The sequence below is a fragment of the Cyanobacteria bacterium GSL.Bin1 genome (assembly GCA_009909085.1).
Classification (GTDB): domain Bacteria; phylum Cyanobacteriota; class Cyanobacteriia; order Cyanobacteriales; family Rubidibacteraceae; genus Halothece.
The window spans coordinates 1-22,081 of the sequence record JAAANX010000167.1; the positions used below are offsets into that span (position 1 = coordinate 1).

The 22,081-nt window shown below is 37.6% G+C and carries 28 protein-coding genes; 2 read left to right on the forward strand and 26 right to left on the reverse strand.

The annotated features are described in order from the left end of the window. Window positions 1-180 precede the first annotated feature (180 nt). Entirely contained in the window at window positions 181-378 is a 198-nt protein-coding gene (locus GVY04_19425; GenBank protein ID NBD18222.1) for a DUF2281 domain-containing protein, read from the forward strand. Between the two features lie 19 nt (window positions 379-397). On the opposite strand, the gene GVY04_19430 is transcribed toward GVY04_19425, so the two are convergent. From GVY04_19430 to GVY04_19460, 7 genes are all read right to left on the reverse strand, one after another. Beyond that, entirely contained in the window at window positions 398-802 is a 405-nt protein-coding gene (locus GVY04_19430) for a hypothetical protein (protein ID NBD18223.1), read from the reverse strand. A gap of 105 nt (window positions 803-907) precedes the next feature. Beyond that, the gene (locus GVY04_19435) at window positions 908-1,525 is read right to left on the reverse strand and encodes a YdcF family protein (protein ID NBD18224.1); all 618 of its coding nucleotides are present in this window, start codon (window positions 1,523-1,525) and stop codon (window positions 908-910) included. A 173-nt stretch (window positions 1,526-1,698) separates the two neighbouring features. After that, window positions 1,699-2,181, reverse strand: coding sequence for a DUF29 family protein (locus tag GVY04_19440; GenBank protein NBD18225.1), 483 nt, complete (start codon window positions 2,179-2,181; stop codon window positions 1,699-1,701). 107 nt (window positions 2,182-2,288) lie between these two features. Continuing rightward, window positions 2,289-2,651, reverse strand: a complete 363-nt coding sequence (locus GVY04_19445; GenBank protein ID NBD18226.1) for a hypothetical protein — start codon at window positions 2,649-2,651, stop codon at window positions 2,289-2,291. 5 nt (window positions 2,652-2,656) lie between these two features. Further along, entirely contained in the window at window positions 2,657-2,878 is a 222-nt protein-coding gene (locus tag GVY04_19450) for a DUF433 domain-containing protein (GenBank protein ID NBD18227.1), read from the reverse strand. A gap of 162 nt (window positions 2,879-3,040) precedes the next feature. Beyond that, window positions 3,041-3,682 (reverse strand): Uma2 family endonuclease, encoded by a 642-nt coding sequence (locus tag GVY04_19455; protein NBD18228.1) that lies wholly within the window; start codon window positions 3,680-3,682, stop codon window positions 3,041-3,043. 49 nt (window positions 3,683-3,731) lie between these two features. Next, window positions 3,732-4,481, reverse strand: coding sequence for a hypothetical protein (locus GVY04_19460; GenBank protein NBD18229.1), 750 nt, complete (start codon window positions 4,479-4,481; stop codon window positions 3,732-3,734). A 372-nt stretch (window positions 4,482-4,853) separates the two neighbouring features. Here GVY04_19460 and GVY04_19465 point away from each other — a divergent pair, with 372 nt between their 5' ends. Then, entirely contained in the window at window positions 4,854-5,501 is a 648-nt protein-coding gene (locus GVY04_19465) for a Uma2 family endonuclease (GenBank protein NBD18230.1), read from the forward strand. A 191-nt stretch (window positions 5,502-5,692) separates the two neighbouring features. Here the strand turns inward: GVY04_19465 and GVY04_19470 are convergent, their stop codons facing one another. The 19 genes from GVY04_19470 to GVY04_19560 form a co-directional block, all read right to left on the reverse strand. Continuing rightward, window positions 5,693-5,863, reverse strand: a complete 171-nt coding sequence (locus tag GVY04_19470) for a hypothetical protein (GenBank protein NBD18231.1) — start codon at window positions 5,861-5,863, stop codon at window positions 5,693-5,695. 43 nt (window positions 5,864-5,906) lie between these two features. Beyond that, a complete protein-coding gene (locus tag GVY04_19475; GenBank protein ID NBD18232.1) occupies window positions 5,907-7,073 on the reverse strand; it encodes a glycosyltransferase in 1,167 nt (388 codons plus the stop codon). Continuing rightward, window positions 7,070-8,233: a glycosyltransferase gene (locus GVY04_19480; GenBank protein NBD18233.1), complete on the reverse strand. Its 1,164-nt coding sequence runs from the start codon at window positions 8,231-8,233 to the stop codon at window positions 7,070-7,072. Before GVY04_19480 ends, GVY04_19475 begins: the two co-directional genes overlap by 4 nt. A gap of 15 nt (window positions 8,234-8,248) precedes the next feature. After that, the gene (locus tag GVY04_19485; GenBank protein NBD18234.1) at window positions 8,249-8,653 is read right to left on the reverse strand and encodes a PIN domain-containing protein; all 405 of its coding nucleotides are present in this window, start codon (window positions 8,651-8,653) and stop codon (window positions 8,249-8,251) included. Beyond that, the gene (locus GVY04_19490) at window positions 8,650-8,946 is read right to left on the reverse strand and encodes a hypothetical protein (GenBank protein ID NBD18235.1); all 297 of its coding nucleotides are present in this window, start codon (window positions 8,944-8,946) and stop codon (window positions 8,650-8,652) included. Before GVY04_19490 ends, GVY04_19485 begins: the two co-directional genes overlap by 4 nt. Before the next feature lie 19 nt (window positions 8,947-8,965). After that, window positions 8,966-9,109 (reverse strand): hypothetical protein, encoded by a 144-nt coding sequence (locus tag GVY04_19495; protein ID NBD18236.1) that lies wholly within the window; start codon window positions 9,107-9,109, stop codon window positions 8,966-8,968. 44 nt (window positions 9,110-9,153) lie between these two features. Then, window positions 9,154-10,788, reverse strand: a complete 1,635-nt coding sequence (locus GVY04_19500) for a hypothetical protein (protein NBD18237.1) — start codon at window positions 10,786-10,788, stop codon at window positions 9,154-9,156. A gap of 31 nt (window positions 10,789-10,819) precedes the next feature. Further along, window positions 10,820-12,307: an oligosaccharide flippase family protein gene (locus GVY04_19505; GenBank protein NBD18238.1), complete on the reverse strand. Its 1,488-nt coding sequence runs from the start codon at window positions 12,305-12,307 to the stop codon at window positions 10,820-10,822. A gap of 60 nt (window positions 12,308-12,367) precedes the next feature. Beyond that, window positions 12,368-13,192, reverse strand: coding sequence for an FkbM family methyltransferase (locus GVY04_19510; GenBank protein NBD18239.1), 825 nt, complete (start codon window positions 13,190-13,192; stop codon window positions 12,368-12,370). Window positions 13,193-13,213: 21 nt separating this feature from the next. After that, window positions 13,214-14,518: a glycosyltransferase gene (locus GVY04_19515; GenBank protein NBD18240.1), complete on the reverse strand. Its 1,305-nt coding sequence runs from the start codon at window positions 14,516-14,518 to the stop codon at window positions 13,214-13,216. Window positions 14,519-14,692: 174 nt separating this feature from the next. Continuing rightward, a complete protein-coding gene (locus GVY04_19520; protein NBD18241.1) occupies window positions 14,693-14,833 on the reverse strand; it encodes a hypothetical protein in 141 nt (46 codons plus the stop codon). Continuing rightward, complete coding sequence (locus GVY04_19525; protein NBD18242.1) at window positions 14,826-15,395, reverse strand: FkbM family methyltransferase; 570 nt, start codon at window positions 15,393-15,395, stop codon at window positions 14,826-14,828. The genes GVY04_19520 and GVY04_19525 overlap by 8 nt, the downstream gene beginning before the upstream one ends. Window positions 15,396-15,419: 24 nt before the next feature. After that, on the reverse strand, window positions 15,420-16,427 hold the full coding sequence (locus tag GVY04_19530; protein ID NBD18243.1) for a glycosyltransferase family 1 protein: 1,008 nt from the start codon (window positions 16,425-16,427) through the stop codon (window positions 15,420-15,422). Window positions 16,428-16,455: 28 nt separating this feature from the next. Then, a complete protein-coding gene (locus GVY04_19535; GenBank protein ID NBD18244.1) occupies window positions 16,456-16,977 on the reverse strand; it encodes a methyltransferase domain-containing protein in 522 nt (173 codons plus the stop codon). Window positions 16,978-17,071: 94 nt separating this feature from the next. Beyond that, window positions 17,072-18,049, reverse strand: coding sequence for a glycosyltransferase (locus GVY04_19540; protein NBD18245.1), 978 nt, complete (start codon window positions 18,047-18,049; stop codon window positions 17,072-17,074). 40 nt (window positions 18,050-18,089) lie between these two features. Further along, entirely contained in the window at window positions 18,090-18,785 is a 696-nt protein-coding gene (locus GVY04_19545; GenBank protein ID NBD18246.1) for a methyltransferase domain-containing protein, read from the reverse strand. Between the two features lie 76 nt (window positions 18,786-18,861). Continuing rightward, window positions 18,862-19,911 (reverse strand): glycosyltransferase, encoded by a 1,050-nt coding sequence (locus tag GVY04_19550; protein NBD18247.1) that lies wholly within the window; start codon window positions 19,909-19,911, stop codon window positions 18,862-18,864. Beyond that, window positions 19,908-21,092 carry a glycosyltransferase gene (locus GVY04_19555; protein NBD18248.1) on the reverse strand — a complete coding sequence of 395 codons (1,185 nt, stop codon included), beginning with the start codon at window positions 21,090-21,092 and terminating at the stop codon, window positions 19,908-19,910. The genes GVY04_19550 and GVY04_19555 overlap by 4 nt, the downstream gene beginning before the upstream one ends. Window positions 21,093-21,179: 87 nt before the next feature. Then, on the reverse strand, window positions 21,180-22,081 hold a 902-nt coding region (locus GVY04_19560), incomplete at its 5' end, for a phosphoadenylyl-sulfate reductase (GenBank protein NBD18249.1).

Genomic DNA, 22,081 nt, shown 5'->3' on the forward strand with positions numbered 1-22,081 from the left:
TTCTTTCGGGGAGAAAGGAGGGTTGGTTTGGTACATGATCTGGCTTTCATGCTAAAGGTTTCTCCTACATTTTAAGCGTAAGGGCGATCGCGCAGAGGAGCTATCTTGTCATTAGTCAACTTGATCGAGCTTTAAGATAAGGATAGATCGGTTTAGGAAAAAAGGACACGACAATCAGCTATGGACGCTAAAGAATCTCTCTTTGCTAAAATCGAACAAATTCCTGAATCTTTCTATCCAGAAGTGTTGAATTTTGTTGAGTACCTCAAATACAAACATCATCTTCAGCAGAAGACAGAAACGGCTTTCCTGAGTGAATCGGTAATGGCAAAAGATTGGTCAACAACAGAGGAGGATGAAGCGTGGCAACATTTGTAAAAGGAGATGTGGTCATTTCTCATTCCCCATACTCTTGTAAGAAGACCAGAAAATCGGTTAAGGCTCTTCGGTTGGATTCGCTGGCTTCGAGTTGATGCCGTATTTGGAGAACAGCCCATCGATTTTGGATTCGAGCACGGCGAGCTGCTCGTTCTCTTTCTTGAGCTTCTCTTTCTCCTGCTTGAGCCAAGCGGTCTGTTTCTCGGTTTCGACGGTTCCACTCAATGCCGAAATTAACCATTGCCACCAGGAGGGCTGCCACAGTGAGCCGGTTACTCCAGAGTCGGGGTTCGGTGATTTGTCCGAGGATTGTGAAATCTTGTTCATCATAAAATCTTAAAAAGGCAACAGCAATGGTGAGAAGGCTTAAGAGGGTTGCAGGCAGCAGAGAGAGGAAGTTGAGCCAGATGAGCGATGTTTTCATTCTATCGGATCGGTCAGAGCAAAGTTCATTCTACCTTGATTGAGATTTCGCCAAAACTGTTTGAATAATGCTCAAAACAATCACGATCTAGGTCTTGAAACCAGCTCATGGTAATCGGTAGGGTTTCCATTGCATCTTCTTAATCGTAGTTAGCTCCCGCTCTCTGGGATGGAAGCGCATAAAACTACGTCCCGTGAAAATCCAAATGATGCTGCGGAAGGTATCGCGCAGAGTATCGACCCAAGGTTCAGGTTGAGGTCGCGAGGGAATGCCAATGGGGGTAATGGCAATGTTACGGCTGCCGAAGACGAAAAAGCCTATTACTTGGGCGCGAGGGAGGTGAAAGTCTGAGGTGAGGAGATAGACGTGATGGATGTTCTGTTGTTTCAATTTGTCAATAAGGCAGGTGAAGTTGGTGACGGTATCGACAGCGCAATAGTCTAAGTGAAGGCGAGAGAGGGGAATTCCCGCTTCTTGGAAGTGGGGTTTTGTCCAATCAGGAGAAGACCCCGAAGAGATCCAAATGGGGAGTTGGGGATAGGCTTGGGCGAATTTAGCTGCTGCTTGTTCTCTTTCTCTTCCGCCACCGAGGACAAAGATGGCTTGGGGTTGAGGCGTTTGGTGTTGAATAATCGCGCTTTGAATGGGAATTACACCCAGTCGAACCATGAAGAGTAAAAGCACAATTTTGGCGATGAATCGTGGAGAAAAAGCCTTTTTCATCACAGCAGGTTTCATTTTGAAGAATTTGATCTGCCTCTAAGCAAATGATGATATCCAGCTTGAATATTGTGATAGGAATACTCGATGTTGCTTTTTTCTCTATTTGCAGGCGTTGTCATAAAAAAATAACCTCTTTTAGTGGTTTCAATCCAATCAATTATAAGTGGAACTATCTAGATATTAGAATTGTTATCATCATTAGTGCTAGGCAAGAAGGCTGGATTTAGAATCTTTTCTGTTTTAAAAGGAGTTTGAGGTGGAAAAGTTTCTAATGGTAAACCCGTTTCAGCAGCAGCAAGTTCTCGTGCATCTTGATAGCATTCATTCAATACTTCACTAAAGTATCGCTTTAAGCTGGGACTATCTTTGAATAGTTTTTCGAGTCTTCTCCGATGTTCTCGAATGGTAAACAGCCAACTGTTAGAATGGTTTTGGGGTTGATATTGGTATTTCAGCAAGTGCATGATGAGAATTGTTAAGTTGCTTTCTACTGCTCGTTTTTCACTTTTCCCCATGTCAGCAAGTTCTTCAATTAAATTGGCAACATCTAGTGCAGAAAAGTCACCCGTTGCCAGTTGCTCTTGAGTTTTTTTTAGCCAAAGGTAATAATCTTGATCATAAAGTTGGGGTTGGTTAGAAACTTGATGGGTTTGCATGATAAATTCTGCCTGATCTGGCTTTGTCAACTATTTTAGTTAATTGTATGCGCGATCGCGCAATAATTCGTTTTTTCCTTAGTATGTATTTTAGGAAATCAAGAGGGTTAAATTGGCAACTTACGAACTCGATAACGGGAATTTTCTACAATAATTATTGCTCCTTGTTCTAAGCTACTTCCACATTCACCAAGAACCGTCCTAAGTTTATTAATAACAGAATTGGGAGTTGCATCATCAATCCGAAAAATAATGACACTCGGTAAGGAATCTGAACTAGCTGCCAGTAAGTCGCTGAAGTCTAAATCAAAGGTCAAGATAATTCGTTTCTCTTCCTTAGCTTTTTCTAAGATAGATGAGTCTGCTAAGCGTTGTAATCCCTCCTCGCGTAAATGCAAGGCTTCGTGACCTGCTTGTTGTAACCAATGGACAACGGTCTGTGAAACTCCCATATCTGCTAGGAATCTCATACTTATTAATTGGCTAGAGGATAGATTTCATCCCGAGTTAAAAAGGCAGCATATTGTAAAGATTCTTTAATATCTTCTGGTTCTAAATCAGGGTATTCTTTGAGGATTTCATCTTGACTCATCCCATTAGCTACAAGGTTCACCACCAAGGAGACAGGAATTCGTAATCCCCGAATACAGGCTTGCCCACCCATTTTTTTTGTATCAAAGGTAATTCGTTGCGACATGGTTTCCTTTAGTATTTCTATTCATTTTAAGGTTTTCTTTTTGCAGATGGCTGTATAAATTTCAATTAATTGAGTCGCAATTTGATCCCAAGTGTAGTGGTTGAGGATGAATTGACGATCCTGCTCTCCGATTTACGTGCAAATTCAAGATATTTTACTCAGTTACTGGTTCTTCGCTAAGTTTGCTTTTAATTTTCCTAGCATTTGCCGAGTTCCTTCTAACATTCCCGTTTGAATTAACTGTGGAATCAGATCGCTGATGGGAAAATCAGGAAACATCAGGCTATTTTGCACTTGTTCATATCCAGTTTCTGAGAAAACAAAAATTTGTAATTTGTCACTACTATAGATCCAAACTTCAGGCACTTTCAAAGCCTCATAAGCCTTGATCACTGTTTTTGAGGTCACATCACATTCAATTGCTAAATCAGGAGGAGGAGATTGGGTTAAATCTAGATTAGTCAAACTGCGAGCGTAAGCAGCATTTTGGATATAAAAACAGGTATCAGGTTCGATTCCCGCCATTTCTGGATATTTTAGGGTAGTTGAACCAAAATCTTCCCAATCTCGTCCTTGATCTTCCAGAATCGCAGTGACAATATAAGCGATGAGACGATGGGGTCTTTCATGGGCAGCAGAAGGAGACATGATTTCTAAGGTACCCGAATGATAAACCAATCGTAAGTTTCGATTTTCTCCTAACTCTTGTTGGATGGCTTCATAGTCTTGCCATGAAATACCACTTATAGAAACCAGACTCCCTGGCATCAATTGCAGATTTGGCAGTGGAATAGTAACACTCATAAGTTCCTCGTAACGGTTAGATCAAAACGAGTAGTAGCTTGTAAAAGTTCTAAAGGGTCTCAGGGTCAACACCCAACGCTCTCAGCTGGTCTGCCAAGCGTTCGGCTCGTTGAGACTCTTGTTCCGCTCGTTGAAACTGTTCTTCGGCAGGAGTGAGAAGCCAATTATGGTTTTGATCGTACCAACGCAACCATAGGCGATCGATTCCTTCATATTCTCCTTCCCATAAGCCTAGTCCCAATTGCGCTTGTTCTAACCAAATTCCTTGTCCTTCGATCGATATTACTTGATAATGACTACCCATTAAGGCAAAGGCGTGGAACTCATTGTTATAGCGGTTAAAGACGAAATAATAAGGCACTCTGAGGATTTGCTCATAAACCGTCCACTTACTAGGGGGCTGACCCACTTCTCTTAAATAATTGCGCCCTAAGTCTTCTCCTTCCGTCCCTGGTGAAAGTAATTCCACCACAACAAAGGGATTTATTCCTTCTTGCCAAGTGACATAACTTAAGCGGAGGTCTTTTTCTTCATAAAGTCGGGAAACTCCTAAAACGGCAAACCAATCGGGGCGTTTATACCATTGAGGATGACGGACATCATAATAAACATTGAGGTCAGCAGCGATAAAGACTTCCTCGCTAGCATAAGTTGGGGGACGAAAGGTCTGGCGTAATAATTCTGGTTGCAGGAGATGAAATTCGTCGGGCAAGCCGGGCTCCTCCGAGTCTTCACTAGGCAGGTCGTACATAGTAGGAAGGGTTTCTTTCGGGGAGAAAGGAGGGTTGGTTTGGTACATGATCTGGCTTTCATGCTAAAGGTTTCTCCTACATTTTAAGCGTAAGGGCGATCGCGCAGAGGAGCTATCTTGTCATTAGTCAACTCGATCGAGCAACTTCTTTTAAACTGAGGATAGATGTTTAGGAGAAAAAGGACGCGACAATCAGCTATGGACGCTAAAGAATCTCTTCTTGCTAAAATCGAGCAAATTCCTGAATCTTTCTATCCAGAAGTGTTGAATTTTGTTGAGTACCTCAAATACAAACCTGATCTTCAATCTTAAGAGTGAAACTACTGTGTTGAGTGAATCGGCACTTACAAAAGATTGGTCAACTACAGAGGAGGAGGAAGCGTGGCAACATTTGTGAAAGGAAATTAGGAGGTAACAAATATGTTTCTTCAAGAAAAAATCGATAATGAGTTGACACGAGAAGAGAAATTAGTCACTTTAGAGGAATTTCTTAACTGGTATCCCGATGGTTATGAAGGGCGCTTTGAATTACAGGGTGGAGTAATTGTCAAAATGCAACCCACTGGAACCCATGAACAAGTATCAGGTTTTCTCGCTATGGAAATTGCTTTTGAAATTAAACGTTTGAATTTACCCTTTTTTATTCCTCGACAGGGATTAATTAAAGCTATAGATACGGATAAGTCCGCTTATATTCCTGATGTCATGGTATTAGACAAAGATTCTATTAAAAACAATGAACCAATGTGGAAGAAGCGATCGACAATTACTCAAGGAAAAACCGTTAAATTAGCAATTGAAGTCGTCAGTAACAATTGGCAGGATGATTATTTGATGAAATTGGGTGAGTATGAAAAATTAGGTGTTGAAGAATATTGGATCGTTGATTACTTAGGGTTAGGGGGAAGACGTTATATTGGGACTCCTAAACAACCCACTATTTCTATTTATCATTTAGTAGATGAAGAATATACCGTCAATTTATTTCAAGGACAAGATGCGATCAAATCTGCTTTATTTCCTGAACTCAGTTTAAGTGCCGAGCAAGTTTTTGAGGTAGGAAAGTAATTGATTAATCTCTTGTCTGGACATAGACGCGATCGACTAACTTGTCTTTTTTAGACTCTCCTTTTTTATTATTTTTTATTTGTTGAATAACTTCTTCTTTACTTTTGATTTTCATGCTGAACAGTATCCTTTGACAGTTCCTAACTCAATAATCAATTGGGTGATCAAATTATAGCTTGATCGAGCAATGATTACTTTTTCTTACAAATCTCTTTATAAACCTCAATTAACTGACTCGCAATTTGCTCCCAAGTGTAGTGGTTGAGGATGAATTGACGAGCGCGATCGCGCTTTGAATTGGGATTGCTCCAAGGTGAAGGAGAAAAAGCAAAAGTGTAATTTTTGCCAGCACTTTTGGACAAAAAGCCCTTTTGATCACAGCAAGTTTCATTTTCAGGGTTGAGCTTATTTAATAATTGCTGAATAGTGTTTAATTAATTCCTGTGCAATGCCTTCCCACGAATACCGATCGCGCACTAATTGTTTTCCCTTTTGACCCATTTTTTCTCTTAAATCAACAGAGGTTAGAAGTTGCGCGATCGCGCTAGCTAAAGGTTCTACTTCGCCCTCAACAACCAGCCCTGCGTCTGCTGCCGCGACTTCCTCAGAAATTTGAATGCCGGGAGTGAGGACTACAGGTAATCCGGCTGCCATTGCTTCCGCGATCGCGACACCAAAGTTTTCTGAAAAGGAGGGTAAGACAAATAAATCTGATCCCTGTAAAACTAAGTCTTTTTCAACACCGGAAACAAACCCTGTAAAAGAAGTTTGATCAGATAACCCCAGAGACGAAACTAATTTTTTAAGATAATTCAAATAATCGAGTTCTCCCGAACCTGCTAAAACCAAATGGAAGTTATAATCTTTTCGGGCAAGTTGACTGAGGGATTCAATCAGTAAATCTGGACGCTTTTTCTTATGAAGACGAGATAAGAATAGAACGATAGGAACGTCAGGGTTTATATTGTATTGTTGACGGAGTTTTAGTTTAGCTTGTGAAATGTATGGAGGCATTTTCACGCCAAGAGGAAGGGTAATTGTGGGAGTTTGAATCCCAAAATGACGCACATCTTCAGCTTCTCGCTTAGAAGTACAATGAATTGCAGATGCTTTTTGGAGATTGCGATGCTCAATTAAAAAGGTATAAATTTTCTTTTTCCATTGGCTTTGATTTAATGCCCAAGGTTCCAGTTGTCCAATGGGACGAATAATGTAAGGAAGATTGAAGTGACGGGCAATCACTGCAGCGCAAGTTGGAGCATAAGAAAAAAGGTAGTGATTATGTATAAGCTGATATTCACGAAGATTTTGCCAAAGCCAACCAGTAAGAGCGGTTGAAAAGATAAACTCTTTGAGAGGAGGTTCAAATCTTGGTAAAAACCAAATGGGAACCCCTTTATAGTCAACTTTCTGATTGAGAGGAATATCGAACAAAGCACCAGCATTATCGTTAGTGGTAACGATTTCGGCTTCAATGCCCAAATCTCGCAAAGCTTGGACAAGACTAATAACCACTAAACTAGGACCACCGAGTTCAGGGCTAATAGAGGGGATAACATGTAAAACTTTCACTCTACCTTCTCCTTGCAAAATGTTTCTATTAGTTTGGCAAGGGTAGATTGAAATGTATCAACACCGTAGGTTTCAATCACTTTTTCGCGTAAAGCTTGAGGTTGGTAGATTAAGGGGTTAGGATAGTTTCCTTGCAAAATTTTAATTAGGGTTTGGGCGATTTCTTCCACGTTATCAGGGTCAACTAAAGCACCAAATTCACCATTACAGAGTGCATCAATTGCACCATCTTGATTTCCCCCTAAGCAGGGTTTTCCACAAGCAAGTGCTTCTAAATACACAATACCAAACCCTTCTAATTTACTTGGCATCGCAAAGACATCACAAAGATTATAGTAATCGCAGAGTTCTTCATCAGGGACAAATCCGGCTAAGGTTACGGAGTCTTCTAAACCTAATTCTTGGATATAGTTTTCTAGTCGATCGCGATCGTCTCCTTTGCCAACAATTATATAGTGAATATTAGGAATTTTATTTTGAATTTTTGGTAGAGTTTCTAAAACTTTATCGTAACCTTTATAAGTTTCAGTAGCACAAAGCCGATTCACCGTAAGAATAATGGGCTGATCTGGCTTTAAATTGTACTTTTCTAAGAGGCGATTTGGTTTAGGTTTGATTTCAAAACGGTTGGCATCAAAAGTATTCGGAAGAAGCACGACTTGATCGGAGGAAAGATTTTGTTCTCTTAAAAGCCGTTCCCGTGTGTAGTTACTAACTGCTAAAATTTGGTCACAGTTTTCTAATGCTTTTTTTAGGGCGGGGCGTTCAATATCCCATACTTCTACGCCATGAGCGATTATCCAGTAAGGAATGCCAGCAATGTGTTTAAGCCAGTTTGCAACGGGACTAAAGTTAACATGAGTGGTAATAATTAAGTCTGGTTTTTGCAATAAGCCTCTACTGAAAAGTTGCCATGCAAAACCAGCGGTTCGTATCTTTAAATGCAAATGTCCATTAGTATAAAATTGGGTTTTTGGTGAATAGGAATGTTGCGGAAGGGGAGCGCGATCGTGCTTGAGAAAAACTTTATAATCAGCTTTTAGATCAAAAGTTTGAAGAGCTTTCAGTAAAAAAGCAGAATAGGTCTGAATTCCACCCTTAAAACCAAACATATTAGGAATCCAGAGATGTACTCTCATATATCTATTTTGGTAATCCATCTCAGCAACTTAACTCTACCGGATAAACTCAATTGTACAAATCCCGAAATTAATAATCGGCTCAAATTCCTTTCGATCAGAAGTCAACAAAACTCCATTTTCCCAATTTGCCAACGTCAAGGCAAAGCAATCTGCCAGAGAAATGCGGGTAATAATTGCTTTGTACTTGCCTACCTGCTGCCAAAACTCCATTGTTAAATCCGAGCGAACGGAAATATTAGCTTGTTGTAAACGTTGAATAATTCCTTGAGCAAAAGGTTCCCCCTCTGTTCTGAAAAATCCATAATAAACCTCACAGAGATTGACACTGTGAATCATGCACTCGTGATCATCGTTTAACAAATAAGCTTCAACAACATCTGCACCAAGTTCATCCTTGACTAGGGCAATCACAGCACAGGCATCCAAGATGACCTTCATAAGTTGCGATCTTCCCAGTCAATCTCCGCCTGCTTGCCATTAGCAAACGCATCACTGCTCAAACTTGCCTGAGCTGCTATCCCCCTCAAACTATCCCTAAAGATCTGTCGTTGTGATTCTTTTGCAGCAAAGCGACGATTCGCATCGTGTTCTTTCTGCTGAGAATTGTGCCAAACCGAATGAGTAAAGGTGCGACGTTTAAGCTGCTCTGTAGCGTAGCTAATGACCTCTAATTGCTCTTCAGTGCTCAATTGCTCAATTTCATTCAGCACTGTTTTTAATTTTGGTTTCATCCCTCAACCTCTGCTTACTTTATTCTTGGATATAGTTTTCTAGTTGAGCGCGATCGTCTCCTTTGCCAACAATTATATAGTGAACATTAGGAATTTTATTTTGAATTTTGGGTAGAGTTTCTAAAACTTTATCGTAACCTTTATAAGTTTCAGTTGAAACCAAATATTTCTGGCATCCAGACTTGGATATGGTTTTGAATCATAAGCCTAAGTAGTAATTTTCTTAAATAGCCAAACAATAAAATACAGAAGGCCTAATTGTAGCAAAATACCTGTAATTGCTTCTTCAAAGTTTCCTGAAATAATCCCATCCACCAATCCCACAAAAACAATAAATGTTGCAACTTTTAATTGAGAAAACTTTAAAAAAGGGGAAATTAAATCATTAGTTCCTCGAAAAACTAAGCCAGCTATAATCATTAAAAGGCTGCCTGCAAAACCATAATAAATGAATACTTCTCCTGGTCCAGTAGTTAAGACTGAGGTCGTATAGTCTTCAGGATTTACGCGTCCTGTCAAACGTCCAATTAAATTAGCGCTAAGATTGGTAGGTTTAGCTGGCCACAAGAAACGAGGTAACCAAAAAAACATTAGCCTTTCCCATAAATTTTCTCCTGTTCCCGGCAATCTTAAGTCATTATGTATGATAGATGTTAAGGCTAAATTTTGCTCAGCCAGTCCAAGTTTGTTAAGTGGATCCATAACCACATCAAGGTAATCATTCCAACTAAAATTTAGCATGGTTTGAAAAGCAAAATTCATATTATCTATTAAAGAAAAAGAACTACCAAATAATTGATATGACTCAAACAAAGCTTCCCGATAAACAACCAGAACGGGATATAAAACTAACCAAGATGTGAAAGCTAAGCCGAACCCAATTATAACAAACTGTACACTAACTTTTTTCTTCACTAATAAATATACAGCAGATAAAGGAATTATGATTTGCGTAAAAAATCTTCCTTTAGAACCACTAAAAAATTGAAACACTAGCTCAAAGCTAATAAGCACAAATGTTATTGACTTAATTAATTTATTCGTTTTTTCTTGCGGAGAAAGAATTTTTGCACTTCCATACAGCCAACCTATAGGATACAAAACCGAAAACTGGGCTAAAAAACTAGATATTGAGGTGGGAATCACATTTACAGCACCATATAATATACTTCCTCCTAAGAAAATTTCAATTAAGCGACTTATGGAACCCATTATGATTAAAGTAAAAAATAAAAGATTTACTTTACTTATTTGATTCGGTTTTATAAATTCCAGGTTGAGAACATTTTTACGAGAGTTAAACCAGTTCGCTACCGAAGAAGCACCAAAAACTAAGTTGCCCAAAATAAAATAACCAATATTTTGACAAAATAAACATAAAGTCAGCATCAAAGCACTTTGAGGCGCAGATACTACAATCATCGGCCATAAGTCCTGAAACCACATTGGGTAAAGTGTCATCACATAAAGATATAAAGCAAGTCCTAAGTAACCTGCATTTAAAAAGTGAATAGTTAGGTTTTTATCTACCTTTTCATTGAACAGATCGTTAGACAATACAAATAAGTTGATTCCTAGAATTAAAAGAATATTAGCCAATACTTGAATTAAGCTACTATTTACTAAGGTTAATATACTTATACCAGCACTTCCTAAGCCAAAAGAAAGGAATCTATAAAAACTAGAAATACTTCGATCCGTACCTCCTGCTAAAAACAAAGTTAGGGCTCCCCAGCCAAAAGGAATAATTGTATATAGCTTTTCTTTAAGGGTTAGAAAACTAGATAAGGAATCTGCTTTTTTTTGATTTAGTTGATCATCTTTTAGAAAATTATTAGCCATTGTATTACTCAATTGATTCCTAATTAATACGCTAGCGAAATAATTTATTTGAAATTAATTTCCTTAATCGAAAAAATTCTTTATTATAAAAACTAGCTAGAATTATTATTCGTATTAAGGTAATTATAATAAATAATTTAATACTAAATAATAAAATTAAATTACTGGCAAATAAATAAGGTACAATGAAAGCAAGTGCAACAGATAGTAAAGTCGTTAAAGCTAAACAAAAGACTCTTTTTTGATCCGTATTGCTTAAGTTAAACCAAGTTAGTTTACCATAGCCAAAGAGAGTAAATAAACTTCCAAAGGCTTGGGCTAATAAGAACCCAGTTGCTTGGTATCGAGGAATCATTAGAAATGCGGAAGCCATCATTATAAATAGCCCTTTTGTTTTCCAAATTGCAATAGTACGGGTGTTACCTGCACTAATTAGTGATTGTGAAATAACACCTGATAGGGTATTAACAAAAACAATCCAAATTGTAATTCTTGATAAAGGAATTGCCTGATCATAGGTTACACCAAATAAAGCAGGCATCAAAATATCCAAACTAAAACAAAGAAAAATACTGACTAACAAGCTTAACCCCCAAAGGGTGCGAAGGTGAATAGATTTTAATTTTTGGTATTCTGCAAAATTACTCGCAAAACTAGCTGAAAGATAGGAAATCATAACAGGACCTACTGTCGTGGGAATAAAGCTAACCAACTGCGATAATGATTGAGCCACTCGGAGATAACCCACTTGTTCTATACCACCCAATCGAGTTAACCAACCTAGCAAAGGCAATGTAATAAAATTACTTAAAAAGTTAGCTAGGTAAAAGGGCAATCCAAGATTTAGAATACTCCTAGCTTCTTGAAAGAACAGATCAAACCGTAGCTTGATTTTTTTTTGATGCAAAAGATTAAATGCAAACCACCCTGCCGACAACAAACGAATTAAAGCTGTTACTAACAATCCATAAATTGCGCCTGATAAACCCAGTAGAGAAGTGAGTATAACTGTTATGAGTGCACCTACAATTACTGTAATTGAATCTCGCAATGAATATAAGCGGAAGGCGTGCAAAGCAGTTAAGTAGAAGCTAGGAACATTAGAACTTGCTGTAACAAATATAGTTAGACCAACTAAAGGAAGCCATGTCGCAATTTTAGGCTCTCCTAAAAAGTAGGTTGCAATACTCGAATTTCCCAAGCACAAACCTAGAGTTAAGAGAGCTGCAGAACCAATAGTTAAACAACCCCCAACACCAAATAAACGCCCAACTTCTTCCTTTGCCATGCTTTGATGTTGAGCACCATTTCGTTGAACGGCAACATCTACACCTAAACGCGAGAAATTGTCTCCAGTTTGCACAGTCCTGTGTAGTAAACTGTAAACACCAAAGGCAGCTGGATCTAATAACCGCGCTAAAAATGGCAAAACAAGTAAGCCAGCTAAACGAGTAATAAACTTAGCTAGAGTGACCCAAAAGCTACCTTTAATAATTGCTTTGACAGAATTTGAAGACATTAATTACAGTGTCACTTGCAGATTTGATTTAAATTTGGAAAATTAAATATTATAGAGGTTTTATATCAAAGTTTTATTAATTAATGACTCATAGTGATGGACTTTTTCGGGAGAAACTGCCACAAAGTTTGAATATCTAAAAAAATCCCCATATAAACTGTAATCTAGTATATGTAAACCAGAACTTTTCAAGAGAAATACTTGATACCCATAAGACTCGAGTAATGAATAGGCAGCTGCTAGAGTATTACCAGCTTTAAGCCAACCGCTACCATATTCAAATTGAATCACTCCAATCTTCTTTTGGTCTAAGAGTGAAGCTGCGCCTCTAAGAACATTTAGATCCCAGCCTTCTGTCTCAATTTTCAGAAAATCAATGTAATTGTAGTTTCTTGTAGAAATTTCATCATCTAAGGTTATTGTTTTGACAAGTTTTGGTATAGCATTTTTCTTAAAGACAAGTGATGAATTTTCAGCAGCGTTTGGTCTCTCGTAGAAGGTACATTCTCCTCTAACATCTGAAGCAGCTGCCTGCAGTAATTCAAGACCATCTGTATTAAAAAACTTCTGCTTTAGTTGCTTAAAGGATTTCTCTGATGGTTCAATCAATAGCCCGTGAATATCACGATTATATACAGATTCGAGCAATAGATTAGTCCAATTACCAATGTTAGCGCCAATATCTATAAATACTGATGCAGTTGGTGCTACATTCCTAATTAGCATCAACTCACCATTTTTTGTTGGGTCGCTTTCGCAACCAAGATGATAGCCAATTACACTAGTGCATTGATTACGTAGCTTCACAGCAAGCCAAGCAAGGAAGCGCGATCGCGCTAAACCTCTTTGAATAGAACCAACTCTCAACAATTTACTGATGCCCATACTGTCTAATTGCTCCAAGTGTTACGGTGTTAATTTAAGTTTGTTAAGATGCAAATTTATCTGGTAGAGAGTCGGTAGCTTATATCCCAAGTTCGGGACTTTTCGAGCTTGGCGAATACCTTCCCGTGCTAAAGCTTTCCAAGTTGCACGCTTCCACGAAAAGTTAGGAGGATGGGCTGCTTCATTCCTGACAACTGCTTCTATAAGATAACACCACTGCTCTATAATTCGATTACAGTTAAATGCTTCTTTTACCCATCGCCTTCCTTTCTCTCCCATTTGCCTTGTTTGCTCTGGATTGCTAAGAAGCCTGATGATTGCATCAGCTAGCTCTTCTTCTGAGTTAATTAAAATCCCTGTTTCCTGATTTCTAACGGTTTCCCTAAGTCCACCTCTATTTGCTCCTACAACAGTTGCCCCTGCAGCTTGCAATTCAATAGCACTTAAACAAAACGTTTCTATAGAACCTGAACAGTTTGGATTGACAACGCCAACACTAGAAGATTCTGCAACAGAGCGAATAGTTTTAGAAGAAACTAGCCCCAGAAATTGAACTCCCTTGCTTTGAGCTTCTGCAATAGTATTGCCTAGGTAAGGGATTATCTTAGTTTCCTCAAACTCTGGTTCAGCAATTCCTAATGGTCCTAAAGGTGCATCACGGCGATAGAGCTTAGCATTTCCAAGTACAGTTAAAGTAGCATTGGGAAAGGATTGATGAATCTTTGGCCAAGCTCGGGCAACATGGTGAAACCCTTTGGAAGGAGTTAAGGATCCTAGATAGCAAACTCCTAAAGAGTCACGCTGAACTAAAGAAGAAGAATTAGAAAAATAAATGGGCTTAACCCCATTGCCATAGATAAATTCTGTTTTATCAAAAATTGGATGATCCCGAAGAAAATCGGCTTGGGTTGCTGATACACAAACTAATCTGCGAACTGATGTAGAATGAAATAGCAAATCTGCGATTTCAGGTGAGGGACCATTACCAGAAGAGATGATGCAAGGCTGATGTATCTCCTCGCATTTTTTGATTCCTGCAACTGTATCTTGGTTTTGTCTATTGCTAGTTATTAGAATGTCCATATTTGCATCTTTAGCTTTTATGGAAGCAGTAGCAAAACTATCAACTTGGATTACTTTTATTGTTAAAATCCGAGGGAGTATCTGTGTTGAAAACACAAATACTTCATAACCATACTTTGCTAAATAATAGATTAAAAAAAGATTTCGGTAGTCTGTCCCGCTTAAGCTAATCTCATGATTTAGAAAGTTCTGCCAACTCCACTCTCCTAAATGCGATGAGGGAAAATATACACCAACCTTCATAGTTTTAGCTACCTTATTAATGAATTAAGACCCTTTTTCGGATATTCTAGACAAAGGAATAAACACTTCATCATATTGAACTTCATCTCTGAGACCTTTACCATTCTTGGTTGTGAAATTATATTTTTCAAAGAAACTATAGATATCCTCAGGTTGATAGCCTGCTTGATTCAATTAGCTTTTTGTAATCTCAACGATAAATGTAGCATCAGCTAATAAGTTCATTACACCCTCAAAACCATGTAAAACAGATATTTCATCCCCTTCCACATCTATTTTAATGCACCTAACCTTTTTCAATTCTTCTTTATCCATAGGCTAATTCAATTGGTATAAATTCTGAGATAACTTTATCGTCAATTTTACTAGTAATTTCATGTCTCGAATTCATTCCAGATCGACTGACTGCAGCTAAATTAAGCTCAGAGTATTCTTGAATTTTAGATATTCCCTTATTAATAGCTTTAATATTAGTAATTCGATTATATTCTATATTAGTAAGAAGTCTCTTATATTCCCTTGGAGAAGGCTCGAAACTATAGACAGTGCCCTTCTCTTTTAAAAAATTCGCAGCACTTAATGACATATAGCCCATATTGGCACCTACATCAATAAAATTTCCACCTTCTTTGAGCGCACTGTAAATCGTTTGCATGACAAAATTGTAGCCAGTATGTCCTTCTCTAGTTATAAATTTTCTTTCATTGATTGAAAGAACAGACAGCAGGAAATACAGATTATCAACCTGGTACCATGCTTTACCTATAATTTTATCCACTAATACACCAACACGATATTTTCCTTTCTCGATCAAGAAATTGTCAACATAGATGAGATAGAGATTATGAATAGTTTTTTTAAGTAAGTTGACTAGCATATATACTTTTATTAATTAAGATAATTATTTTACTTTTTCAAAAATACTAAGAATTTCTTGAGCTCTGGCTACCGTAGTATTTTGTTTGACCCAAGAAAGCGCGTTAGCCTGAAGCTCTTGATATTTTTTTTCATCAATTGCTTTAACTTTACTAACTAATTCCTCATAGTTATGATAGATAATGCAATTACTTTCATCTAAGCCATGTGGAGCGCAAGTATCAGGTTTCTGATCTAAATCCCGAAAGCACGGAACACAGCCATTAGCTGCTATTTCATAATGACGTAAACAATCCCATCCTGAACGTTTGGTTGTTATTCCAAACTTTGACGCTTGTAAATCAGCATAATAATCCGTTTCATTGTCAAAAGCATAACCTGTATAACTCCCTTCAATATTCTCAGCAACTTCTTTATCCACAATGTGCTTGGGGAATGTTTTTATTTTTTTAGGAAGCTCCTTGATTATTTTCTCTTCTGGTATTGAAAAAGAAATTCTACGAAAGTTTTTTGGAGTTGGAAAATATTTTACTAAGGGCTGAGGTACTAACTGATAGTGTAAGTTGCGAATTGTTTCTGGTGTCCACTCTCGTTTAAAGTATAAGAAATCAGTATGAGCTCTAGGTAAAAACCACCATTTAGGATAACGCCAAAACTTTCCTGCATAAGGATAAGGTTGGGGAGTATCGGCTCCATCAATAATAATTGTATTATTAAAGCTCAGATATGGTAAAAATTCTAAAAACAAACCAAAAGACCTAAAAATATCCGCAAAAATAATTAGATCAAAAATTCCTTTTGATAGCTTTTTTCTAATATTTGATCTATCTACAGAAACATCATTAAGCAAGCCATAAATTGTAAACCCCCCTCCATGAATTTGGTATTTTTTACTCAACCCCTGTTTATAAATTAAATCCTTTTTCGGGTAGTCAGTCACTTGAATTTTTTCTGATAACGATTTAAATCCATGCAAGAGACTATCAGATAAAAAATCGCCTTCACTACCAGTGATAAAAAGAATATTATGTATTTTCATTGCACGGTATATATGCTTAAAGCTAGTTCTTTAATGCTTCGATTAAGTAGCGTGGTGCTGTGTGGAAAGTGTAAAATCGTAAATGAGTTTTATCCATTACACCACTCTCTGTATATTCAAATTGTCCTAAAGCAAGTTTCCAGCGATCGCGCCAATTTGCAATATTGGGGACAGCAATAATTACCTTACCACCAATTTTCAAATAAGGAAGCAATTTTTTAATTACTTTCACCGGATCAACCAAATGCTCTAAAACATGAGAGAAAATAATCACATCAAACTCCTCAAAGGGTAAGCTAGGGATTTGATCCTTTTCGACATCTGCTAAGTAACAGCCATTTAAATTAGACTGAGCAATGGGATATTCGACACGGGAAGAAGTAATGCCAACGACTTGGGTTGACGAGTAAAGAGAACGGATTGCCTTTCCTAAATCTCCAGCCCCACAGCCAATATCTAGAATAGCGCGATCATCCTCAGTGATGTACTGAAGAACACTAGAGTTTCCAGCATTACTGTATAAAGTTTGTTCATTAAGTCCCATAATTTTTAGTTCGATTTTTGGGTATCACTAAATTTTTCTTTAGCTTTAAAAAATGATTAAATAAGAATAAGAAATGCAAGACAAACATTGCAATTTATATTTCTAATTCATTTTTATTTAAATAAGATTTAACTCTTTTGGGAAGATATTTAATCATGCTAAAAAAAACTTTCTCTAGACTCATCACTTTACTAATTTCCATGATTAATTGATTTGCATAATTCCAATTACCTTTCAAAAGTAATTTCAGTGTGTACCATAATTGAAATTGTAGCTGAAAAGATGCCCATCTCTGTGCTTCCTGCCATTCCTGAATAATAGGATCGTTTAATAATAAATTAATCATACGAATAACTTCTAAAGAATTAGAATTATTTTTGAAATTTATTACTGAAAGTTGTTCTTTATGAAGTCTAACGGCTGCAATGGGAGTTGTGGAAATAAAAATATGTTCTTGCTTACAAATTCGATATAACCACTCCCAATCCCCAACCTGTTTCAAAGTTTCTTTAAATCCCCCAATGGTTTCAAACAGTTTTTTCTTAAAAAAGACTCTAGTTATATTTCCATTATAACTACCATACCTTAGTAATAAAGGAATAGATTCCTCAGGCCTGAAGACTTTGCTATTTCCATCACACATTTTCTCATAATATGCAATTGTTTTTTTATTAATTATATCACCCTCTGTATTTATAGTATAACGACCAAACAGTAATAAACTAGGCTGAGCAATTTCATTTATTTTATTGACACAAATCTCCAAACAGTTTGGTAAAAAGTAATCATCACTACACAACAATATTATGTATTCACCTTGAGCTTTATCTATATATCTATTAAGATTCGCAAATAATCCTATATTGACCTTATTAAAAAAAATTTTTATTCTTGCATCTTGAGAAAGATTTAATGAGTCAATATAGCTTTTGGTATCTTGACTAGAAGCATCATCAGCTATTATTAATTCCCAGTTATTGTAAGTTTGATTGAATACACTCTCAATTGCTTGCTTTAGATACTGAGAACGATTATAGACTGGAAGTACAATTGAAATCAGTGGTTTTTTCATAGATGTCATAACCTAAAAGTATAATTACTTTATCATTACTTTATGATGAGTGTTTCTCCATTAACCAAACAAAGTTACTGGCTAACCAAGTCTCTACAAAATTAGGGCATTTTACGTATTTTCGTTGTTTACCTAAACGAGATGCAAAACTGTTATAAACAGCAAGAGGCATAATTGATTGTTTTCTTTTTAAAATAAAATTATAGTTTTCTAAAATTTTTTTCAATTTGTTTTGATTAAAATGTCTTAGATGTATTCCTTCTTGATGAACTTCAGCATAGAGAAAATAGTTAATACGATGTAAAGCAAATCCAACATTTGGGGTTGATAAAATTAGAACACCACTTGATTTTAATATTCTATTAATTTCTTTGACAAATTGTTCTGCATCAGCGATGTGCTCAATCACTTCCAAGCTAACTACAACGTCCACCGAATCAGCTTCTAGGGGAATTTTATCTTCAAAATCCACTAGCGTAGTTTGAAATCCCTCTTTTTGCAAGAGATCAACTTGCCGAGGACTTCCATCTAAACCTAGATATTTATAGGGTAATGAACATTCCCTTATCAACTGTGCAAACTCTCCCATTCCTACTCCTAACTCCACCAATTTAGCCTCGCCCTCAAAACCTTCTTGGCTTACTATAGATTGAAGCATTTCAAGAGCTGGAGGATACCATGGTTTTTCTAGATTAGAATTATAAGTATTTGTTATTTTTTTATTCCAAATATTCATTTTAATTTAGTTTTTAATTTTTTTACTTCTCTATCCATCTTCAGCTTCTAGTTTTAAACTCTCTTCATCTTAAGATTCAGGTATTCTTTAGACATTGCTTTAATAATGGTTTAAGTATGTCTTCATAACTATATTTAGTTATTAAACACCTCTCTCTTGCAAACTGAGCAACAACTTTTCTTTCTGGTTCATGATTGAGATAATAAGTGATTTTTTGAATGAGTTCTTGTGTGTTCTGGAAATCAAAAAACTCAGCCTCTTTCCCCTCTTGAAATAAATTAGTAAGTTCAGTAGTCCGTTCAGCAAGCATAAACGCTCCACAAGCAGGAATTTCAATCGTTCGGCTGGTTTGCTGATCTTGATTGGCTTTCCTCAAAAAAGCAAGGTTAATTTTACTAGCACAAAGCGCTTTTACATAATCTTCTCCATAAAGTGGTTTATTTTCAACTTTAAGATTAGGATGTTTATTCACCCATTTTTCCCATCCATTGCCCCAAATTTTCACCTGAATCCCTGCTTTTGCTATATTCAGCAACTTCTCAGCTCGTTGTCGTTCAAATGTACCAATAAAAGTCACATCACTTTGGAAGAGTTCTCTTTCTTCCTTATTTAAAGGAAACGGTCGATGCAAGTTTTTATCATACCCTTGATCAACACAAATTGTTTTTTTAGGTTTCTTTGCTTTTAGCCATGAACAATTACAATTTTGACTCATTGGAGAAAACCAATAGTCATATAGGGGCAAACATTCCATTAAAAAATGAGAACGATTCTGTCTGGGTTTAATATACTCTGGCGACCAAAGTACAAATTTAGTCTGAGGGAAATTGCTTTTAATCTTGAGTAACGTACTTTTCCGAATAACTAAACCCTTGTCGATCCAAACAACACTTGGTTTCTCTACTTTCACTTTTTCTAAGAGGGCTTCATTGATTCCTGCTTTATCGGGAGGGTATCCAAGTTTATAACGAATCCGATCTAAAATAGTTGTTTTTGAATCAGACTGGGTAGAGATTGATAAAGTTTCATACCCTAGTTCTTGCCCAAGATCATGAATCGCTTGAAATCGTTGACTACTGCGAGTAAACGGAGAAAGATCGCCAACCACTAATATCTTTTGAGTCATGAGTTGAGATGTGCTAAGCAAGACTTTAAACCAATAATGTCTTCATTAAAGCTCCAGTTTTTAACTCGTTCCAAACTTTCTTTCCCTGCCCAATCTGCATGAGATATTGCCCATTTCATACCTTCTGCTAATTCTTCCACATCTCCTACCCTAAAAATCCAACCATTTTCTTTATGCTTAACCAAATCAGGGGCACAGCCAGCAGCATCACTTACAATTACCACTTTCCCTGCATTCATGACCTCATTAATTGCCAATCCCCAAGGCTCAAAATCTGAAGCCAAGACAAAACAATCACATAAATCATAAACCTCCGCAATTTTCGATTGATTCCAAAATCCTAAAAAACGAATCGAATCCCATCCCGTAGATTTTGCTTCCGCTTCCAACTGCGGTCTCAATTCTCCATCTCCCACAAATAACAAGTAAGGTTCCGGTTCCCTCCTACCATCAGCAGAGAGCAACCGATAGGCAGCTAAAACATCTTGCGGTCGTTTTTTGGGAAGCAGTTTAGCCGCAAAAAGAATAATCGGTCTGCCCTTCGCTAACCCCAATGACGCTCTAAGTGTTTCCCGATTTTGATGAGCAATGCTTGCCTTTTCCTGAAAATAATCATTATTCACAGCGTATGGCATCGGAAACAAACGCTCCTCATTTACTCCATAGCGTTGATAAAATTGATAATTTAAAGTTCCCACATAAAGGAATGCAGAAACTCGATCAAATAACCACTTCAATAATGCCGATTTAACAATTTTTTTCAGTCCACCTGTTGGCTCATCCAACCCATTCGACTCTCCTCGCAGCAAAACTGGAATGTCTAACTGATTAGCTGCCAGTATTGCTTGCAAACTACAAACCCAAAACCAGCCATGTACCCACACGGCATCAAAATTGCCTTCCTTTAATAGTTTAGTGATATTTTTAGCAATCGGTTGCTTGACCCAGCTATGCCGTTCTTTAGCACCCCAAGTATCGAGAAAATGATGCTTATACCCCTCAGTGAGAGGAATATCCCATTTAATTGCCTTGCCAAAACCAGGGTCAAGATATTCTTGTACTGAAAAATCGCTGAAGAAGAAGACCTCCAAGTCAATCTCAGGATCAGCAGCAATCAAGCGTAACAACGGCGCTTGATACTGAATGGGATGAGAGACAAAATAGGCAAGACGCTTAACCATAGCAACTTAAGATTCTGGCATTTTATGCGAGGTTTATAATAATCATTAAACTCATCGACTGCAATCACTTTTTTCGCCATCATCCCGTCACTTCGAGACACACAGCATCTTACTGGGATCACAACGGTCAATATTCGGTTGAATCGGAGTTAGAGAACTCGCTTCAAGTTCATTATCAATATTGCGGCGACTTAAATTGCCCACAGTGGCTACCTCATAGCCATGATTAGATAAATAAAGTGCCGTCGGCCAACCGCAAAAACCATCTCCTCCTAAAACAATTACCCGTTTGCTCATCGTTTTTTCCTCCTGATTTGCATTTAGAATAGGCTGAACTGCTTGAGATTTGCTATTAGTAGAACCACTGATTTTTTGATCTTGAGACACAGCATTACGACTGGTCAAATCGCCCGAAGTTTCATCACTTGTCCCGTACAAATGAAGACCGCATTCCGTTTTTTCCATTTCCCGCCAACGACCGCTGCGTTCACTTTCACCCGCCCTAACAGGGGTTGTTAAAGGCTCATCCCCAATACTGGCATAGCCTTGGTCGTGCAACGGATTATAGGGAACTTGATATTCATAAACATACCGCCAAACCTCTCGATACGTCCAGTTTGCCAAAGGATTAATTTTGAGATAACCGCGAGGGTCTTTTTCTAAAATCGGCATCATTTGACGAGTCGCAGACTGATCGCGCCGTCGCCCTGTCACCCAAATTTGAGCATTCAGTTCCATTAAAGCACGCTCTAACGGCTCAATTCGAGTCAGGGCATGAAACTTGTCCAGATCCTGTTGCCAAAGCTGATCGCCATAACACGCTGCAAACTCCTCCCGACAAGCCATCCCCCTCGGTCGATAAATGCGGAGGTCAATGCCATAGTGACTTTGCAATCTTGCTGCCGTTTCTAGCGTCTCTGGAAAATGATGCAGTGTATCAATAAAAATAATCGGAACTGATTGATATAATTCGATCTCTTGATCAATTA